At 70.8% G+C, this 5,761-nt stretch carries 7 protein-coding genes and 1 pseudogene; 4 read left to right on the plus strand and 4 right to left on the minus strand.

Annotated features, from left to right (window positions below; genetic code table 11):
- Positions 1-194: pseudogene (locus A7A76_RS04320) on the plus strand (nucleotidyltransferase family protein); the annotation flags it as partial.
- 448 nt (positions 195-642) lie between these two features.
- Here the strand turns inward: A7A76_RS04320 and A7A76_RS04325 are convergent.
- Positions 643-858 (minus strand): hypothetical protein, encoded by a 216-nt coding sequence (locus A7A76_RS04325; protein WP_206410041.1) that lies wholly within the window; start codon positions 856-858, stop codon positions 643-645.
- 257 nt (positions 859-1,115) lie between these two features.
- On the minus strand, positions 1,116-2,063 hold the full coding sequence (locus A7A76_RS04330; RefSeq protein ID WP_206410042.1) for a LysR family transcriptional regulator: 948 nt from the start codon (positions 2,061-2,063) through the stop codon (positions 1,116-1,118).
- A 103-nt stretch (positions 2,064-2,166) separates the two neighbouring features.
- Here A7A76_RS04330 and A7A76_RS04335 point away from each other — a divergent pair, with 103 nt between their 5' ends.
- The gene (locus A7A76_RS04335) at positions 2,167-2,628 is read left to right on the plus strand and encodes a carboxymuconolactone decarboxylase family protein (protein WP_206410043.1); all 462 of its coding nucleotides are present in this window, start codon (positions 2,167-2,169) and stop codon (positions 2,626-2,628) included.
- A gap of 223 nt (positions 2,629-2,851) precedes the next feature.
- Here A7A76_RS04335 and A7A76_RS04340 read toward each other — a convergent pair whose 3' ends face one another.
- Positions 2,852-3,661, minus strand: coding sequence for a class I SAM-dependent methyltransferase (locus A7A76_RS04340; protein ID WP_206410044.1), 810 nt, complete (start codon positions 3,659-3,661; stop codon positions 2,852-2,854).
- Positions 3,662-3,865: 204 nt separating this feature from the next.
- On the opposite strand from A7A76_RS04340, the gene A7A76_RS04345 reads away from it, so the two are divergent.
- The gene (locus A7A76_RS04345; RefSeq protein ID WP_206410045.1) at positions 3,866-4,837 is read left to right on the plus strand and encodes a DedA family protein/thiosulfate sulfurtransferase GlpE; all 972 of its coding nucleotides are present in this window, start codon (positions 3,866-3,868) and stop codon (positions 4,835-4,837) included.
- Positions 4,838-4,904: 67 nt separating this feature from the next.
- Here the strand turns inward: A7A76_RS04345 and gloA2 are convergent, their stop codons facing one another.
- On the minus strand, positions 4,905-5,291 hold the full coding sequence (gene gloA2 / locus A7A76_RS04350; RefSeq protein WP_206410046.1) for an SMU1112c/YaeR family gloxylase I-like metalloprotein: 387 nt from the start codon (positions 5,289-5,291) through the stop codon (positions 4,905-4,907).
- Between the two features lie 150 nt (positions 5,292-5,441).
- Here gloA2 and A7A76_RS04355 point away from each other — a divergent pair, with 150 nt between their 5' ends.
- Complete coding sequence (locus A7A76_RS04355) at positions 5,442-5,726, plus strand: DUF4031 domain-containing protein (RefSeq protein ID WP_206410047.1); 285 nt, start codon at positions 5,442-5,444, stop codon at positions 5,724-5,726.
- The last annotated feature ends 35 nt before the right edge of the window (positions 5,727-5,761 follow it).

Below are 5,761 nucleotides of genomic sequence, written 5' to 3' on the forward strand. Positions count from 1 at the left end.
TGCCGGCGCTGATCGCCCCGGCGCTGTGGCGCGACGCCACCGGCCTGCGCGGCGACCGCGGCTTCGGCGCCGCCCTGGCCCAGGCGCCGGACGGCGCGGTGTGGCGATTGCGCGCGCCGGAGCTGGAACTCGACCTCGACACCCCGGGCGACGTGGACGCCGCGATCGCGCGCGGCTGGCTCGACCCGATGTGACCCGACCTCCACGCAAGTTCGCGACCTCCCTGTAGGAGCGGCGCAAGCCGCGACCAACCGAAGCGACGAACTACCACGTCTGCCCCCCGAAGCCCGGCAACCACAAGCAAACACCTGCAAGCGCCTCGTTGGGTTCCACCAAAACATCGCGCGTACGACTTAGCCGCAGTGTCGCGGTCGCGGCTCGCGCCGCTCCTACAGGAGCATGACGGACCTACGCCTCGGCCATGCCGACTCGGGTCATAGGCCGCGGCCGCTGGGGAGGGCCGGGGACGGCCTGGGGAAGGCGGCCGCGACCTATGACCCGAGCCGGCGCAAGCGACCGCGCGCGCAGCGCAGCCGCCCCGGCGGCGGGGAAGAGCGATTCGATGAGGAGGTTCATCGGCGAAGGCCCGCGCCGCCCGGCCAGACTCCCTGTCAGCCGGGCGGCGCAAACCGCACGCCGGCCCTAGGGAACCAGCGTGCCAAACACGGGCTGCGAGTCGGCATCGTAAATACGCAGCCACAGCCCTTTGCGGGCCTGCACCGCGTATTTCCGGGCCGAGGGCAGCACGGATTTCAGCGCCGCTTCGGCGCTGCGGTACTCCTGTCCGATTTCTGCGATCGCCACGGCCAACGCACGGTCGTCGTCGCCGTCACGCTGCTTCAGTTCGACGCGGAACATGGGTCATCCTTGTGAGAAGTTCAGCCGGCCCGGTCCGGGGGATGTCCGCTTCAGCGGATCTGTGACTCGGTTGTGCCGTCGAGCGATTCAAAAGATGCGTGTTGCGCGCAATAGAAACTGTCGTCGGAGTGCTCTAAAGCGTGTAGGAATTTTCCTAATACGACGTGTCCGACGTCACAGGTTTCAAATGCAACGGTGGACTTGTGATGCCGTTTGTTCATGTGGACCTGCTTCACGGTTAGCAGGCCCGTGCAGCGCTAGGCCGTCGCGCCGGCCGCCTGCGGCACACCGGACAGCCGCGGCTGCAGCTCGCGCAGGCCCTCGCGCAGCGCCTCGGCGAGCGCGCGCACGCGCTCGGTGCGGCGCAGGTCCGGATGGTTGAGCAGCCACAGGTCGGCGCCCATCGCCTCGACCGGCGCGCCGACCCGGACCAGCCCGCGCTCGGCGTCGCCGAGATAGCACGGCAGCACGGTCAGGCCCATGCCGGCCGCGGCGGCGTCGCGCAGCGCCAGCAGGCTGTTGGCGCTGAACACCGTGCGCCGGTCGTACTGCATGCGCCGCAGCCACTGCGCCATCGCAATGTGGGCGAGATTGCCGGCCGGCGCGAGCCAGTCGTAGCCGTCCAGATCCTGCGGCCCGGCGCCGCGCGGCAGGCGCAGCGCGCGCGGACGGTATACCGCGCTGGCCAGGCGCGCGACCTTGCGCCCGACCAGGCCCTCCGGCGGCTCGCCGCCGGGACGCAGGGCGAGGTCGGCCTCGTGCCGGGCCAGGTCCTGGGTGTGATTGTCGGCGGTCACCTGCAGCACGATTCCCGGATGGGCGCGGCGAAAACGCGCCAGCAGCGGCGGCACCACCCCGTACAGCAGCGGCTCGACCGTGGTCAGGCGGACCTTGCCGGTCGGCCGCGCGTCGAGTCCGGACAGGCGCCGCTCGGCCGCGGCGATGCGCGCCTCGATCTCGGCCGCCGCGGCGATGGCCTCCTCGCCGTTCGGCGTGGGCGAATAACCGTCGCGCGCGCGCTCGAACAGGCGCACGCCGAGCGCGCGCTCGATCGCGTTGATGCGGCGGAACACGGTGGGGTGGCTGACCGCCAGGCGCTTGGCCGCGCCGTTGAGCGAGCCGGCGCGGCCGACCGCGAGCAGGAAGCGGTAATCGTCCCAGGCCAGCCCGGCGCGATCGGCGGCGGGCGCGGAAAGCTTGTTCATCGGTGCAAACCCGGCTTGCGTGTTTGGGGAAATGTATTGCAACGATGAACATCCTAACGTGGCGGCACCGCGTCGCACGACGCCCCGCCCGAGGAAGCCCCTCATGTCCGCCCGCCTGGATTACAACAAGGTCGACCCGCGCGGCACCCAAGCGCTGCTGGGCCTGCGCAAGTACATCGAACACAGCGGCCTGGAAGCGTCGCTGATCGACCTGGTCAACGTGCGCGTCTCGCAGATCAACGGCTGCGCCTACTGCATCCGCGCGCATACCCACGAAGCCAGCGCGCGCGGCGAGAGCCCGCAGCGCCTGCACCTGCTGCGGGTGTGGCCGGAAGGGCCTTTCAGCGAACGCGAGCGCGCCGCGCTGGCCTGGGCCGAAGCGATCACCTATGTCGGCGATCAGCGCGATCAGGCGCCGGTGGACGATGCGGTATACGCCCGGGCGCGTGCGCAGTTCAGCGATTCGGATCTGGTCGCGCTGACGTACACGGCGATCGCGATGAACGCGTGGAACCGGTTGGCGATCGCGTTCCGCAAGCCGGATCCGGCGTTGTCGGCCGGTTGAAGCATCGACGATCCGGCCGCAGCCCCTGCAGGAGCGGCGCGAGCCGCGACCAACCGAAGCGACGAACTACCACGCCAGCTCCCGAAGCCCATCAACCCCAAGCCCCAAAAACACCGCACCGCACTCGACCGACACATCGCGCCTGCGTCGCAAGCGTGGTGTCGCGGTCGCGGCTCGCGCCGCTCCTACAGGGGAAATCGGCGTTTCGCGGCGAACTGAGCGCTCAGAAGCGATAACGCGCCACGCTGCCCAGATCGCGCAGCCAGCGCGAGCGTTCGTACAGCCGCAACGCCCAGCGCTGGGTCCGCGGCAGCGCGGCGGTTTCGGGCAGTTGCGAATAGCGCGCCTGGTCGATCAGTTGCAGGCGCGGATGCCAGCCCTGCAACGCGGCCGCGTCGCGCGCCTGCCACTGGCCGATGCGCGCGTCGGTGACGCGGATCATCCGCGCGTGCCGCAGCAATCGAAGCGCCAGCCGGCTGTAGACGTCGCACAGCAGTTGCCCGCCCTGCGGGAAATGCTCGATCAGCCGCCGCACCAGCTCGCGCGCGCGGTCTTCGTCGAGGTACGGGAACAAGCCCTCGGCGATCACCAGCGCCGGCCGGTCCGGATCGAGCTTGCCGATCCAGTCGGGCTCCATCACGTTGCTGGCCAGGGTGCGGTACTTGCCCAGCCGCTGCGGCAGCAGCTCGCGCCGCAGCTGGATCACTTCCGGGAAGTCGATGTCCAGCCAGTCCACGTCCAGCGCCGGATCGACCCGATAGATGCGCGAATCCAGGCCGCAGGCCAGGTGCAGCACCAAGGTGTCCTGGCGCGATTGCAGCGCCGCGCGCGTCCAGTGGTCGATCGCCAGCGAGCGCAGCGCCAGGCCGCGGATGTCGAGCGGGCTCAGGCCGAAGCGTTCGAAGTCGTAGTCGATGCGCCGGACCAGGTCGTCGGCGAGACGGTCGTGCAGCAGCGGATGCGCGGCGCGGTTGTCCATCGCCTTGGCGTAGAGGGTGATCAGCAGGGTTTCCTGACTGCCTTGCAAGCGCATGACGGCTCCCGGACCGAAGCGGCGGATGGGCGTGGCAGCGGCGATTGTGCCCGCGGCGTTGTTATGTCCGGGCGTAGAGCGCGCCCCGGCTGCGCCCGCGCCTGCAACGATGCGTGCCCGCGACGCGATTGAACCGCCGCCGCCGCGCGCGGACACTGCAGCGGCCAGCCCGGCGCCGCCGGCGCGGCGCCAGGGAACCCGCCGATGGACGCATTACTGCACCTGATCGAACACTACGGCCTGCTCGTGGTCTTCGTCTGCGTGCTGCTCGACCAGGGCGGCCTGCCGGTGCCGGCCTACCCGCCGATCGTGGTCGCCAGCGCGGTCGCGGTGGACCAGCAGCCCAACCTGTGGCTGGCGCTGCCGCCGGTGCTGCTGGCCGCGGCGCTGGCGGCGCTGCTGGCCGACAGCGCGTGGTACTTCGGCGGCCGCCGCATCGGCGCGCGCCTGCTGCGGCTGATGTGCCGGCTGTCGCTGTCGCCGGATTCGTGCGTGCTGACCACGCGCAGCCTCTACGCGCGCTGGGGCGCGCCGTCGCTGGTGGTGGCCAAGTTCGTGCCCGGCTTCGCCGCGGTGGCCACGGTGCTGGCCGGCGAAACCGGCACCCGCCCGCGCCGCTTCGCCTTCTACGACGGCCTCGGCGCGCTGCTGTGGGCCGGCGTGGCGGTGGCGCTGGGCGCGATCTTCCATCGCGCGGTCAACCAGTTGCTCGACCGCCTCGACACCCTCGGCCGCTACGGCCTGATCGTGCTGGCCGCGCTGGTCGCCGCGTGGATCGGCTACAAGCTGCTCAAGCGCCAGCTGTTCCTGCGCGAGCTGCGCATGGCGCGGATTTCGGTCGGCGAACTCGGCCGGCTGCTGGCCGACGGCGGCGAGCCGACCATCCTGGACGTGCGCAGCCACCAGCAGCGCGACGCCTCGGGCTGGATTCCCGGCGCGATCTTCGTCGCCACCCTCGCCGACGACTCGCTCAGCGGCATTCCGCCCGAGCGGCGTGAGGAAGTGATCGTCTACTGCGACTGCCCCAACGAGGCCTCGGCCGCGACCCTGGCGCGCGAGCTGCGCCGGCGCGGCTTCAAGCGGGTGCGGCCGCTGGCCGGCGGGTTCGAGGCGTGGCGGGCGCAGGGGCTGGCGGTAGCGGTGAAGCAGGAGCAGGAGATAGCGGATAGGAGTTAGGAGATAGCGAAATCGGCATGCGCGACGCTTTGCTCTTCGCTATCTCCTAACTCCTATCCGCTATCTTCTAACTCTCGTAGAACTCGATGGGCAGCCCGTCCGGATCGGCGCAGAAGGTGAAGCGGCGGCCGGTGTATTCGTCGACGCGGATCGGTTCGACCTCGACGCCGTGCCGTTGCAGGTGCGCTAGGCAGGCGTCGAGGTCGGGCGTGCGCAACGCGAGATGGCGCAGGCCGCAGGCTTCCGGGTATGACGGCCGCGGCGGCGGGTCGGGAAACGAGAACAGTTCGATCTGGCCGCCGTCGGGCAGGGCCAGGTCGAGCTTGTACGAGCGCCGCGCCTCGCGCCAGGCCTCGGCCACGACCCGCAGGCCCAGCACCTGGGTGTAGAAGCGCTTGGAACGCGGGTAATCGGCGCAGATGATCGCGACGTGATGGATGGACGACAGCTGCATGCGGCGCTCCGGCGAGCGCGGGGGTGTCGCTCGCGATGGGCCGATTGTCGGATACTGCGCGCAACTTGTCGCGCCGCGACTGCGTTCCGTCCATTCCGCCCCCCTCGCCGCCATGCCGCGCACCCTGCAACCGCCGTTCCGGAGATCGCCATGACCGTCTACGTCGACGACGCCGTGTGGCCCTGGCGCGGCGAGCGCTGGGCGCATCTGATGGCCGACACCCTGGACGAACTGCACGAATTCGCCCAGCGCCTGGGCAAGCCGCGCGCCTCGTTCCAGGACAAGCTCAGCGGCTGCCACTACGACGTCGACGCGCGCATGCGCGAACGCGCGCTGGAACTCGGCGCGGTGGCGATCTCGCGCCACCGCGACCGCGCCCAGGTGCGTGCGATCATCCAGCGCGCGCGCGACCAGGCCGCCCGGCGCGCGCCGTGACGCACGCATCGAGCCGGGCCGGCGCCGCGCCGCTC

The organism is Lysobacter enzymogenes (assembly GCF_017168095.1).
Taxonomy (GTDB): domain Bacteria; phylum Pseudomonadota; class Gammaproteobacteria; order Xanthomonadales; family Xanthomonadaceae; genus Lysobacter; species Lysobacter enzymogenes_D.

Excerpts from the sequence above, each read along its gene's own strand:
- gloA2 (WP_206410046.1), bottom strand. The coding sequence starts at position 5,291 with ATGCAGCTGTCGTCCATCCATCACGTCGCGATCATCTGCGCCGATTAC.
- A7A76_RS04345 (WP_206410045.1), top strand. The coding sequence starts at position 3,866 with ATGGACGCATTACTGCACCTGATCGAACACTACGGCCTGCTCGTGGTC.
- A7A76_RS04340 (WP_206410044.1), bottom strand. The coding sequence starts at position 3,661 with ATGCGCTTGCAAGGCAGTCAGGAAACCCTGCTGATCACCCTCTACGCC.
- A7A76_RS04325 (WP_206410041.1), bottom strand. The coding sequence starts at position 858 with ATGTTCCGCGTCGAACTGAAGCAGCGTGACGGCGACGACGACCGTGCG.
- A7A76_RS04330 (WP_206410042.1), bottom strand. The coding sequence starts at position 2,063 with ATGAACAAGCTTTCCGCGCCCGCCGCCGATCGCGCCGGGCTGGCCTGG.
- A7A76_RS04355 (WP_206410047.1), top strand. The coding sequence starts at position 5,442 with ATGACCGTCTACGTCGACGACGCCGTGTGGCCCTGGCGCGGCGAGCGC.
- A7A76_RS04335 (WP_206410043.1), top strand. The coding sequence starts at position 2,167 with ATGTCCGCCCGCCTGGATTACAACAAGGTCGACCCGCGCGGCACCCAA.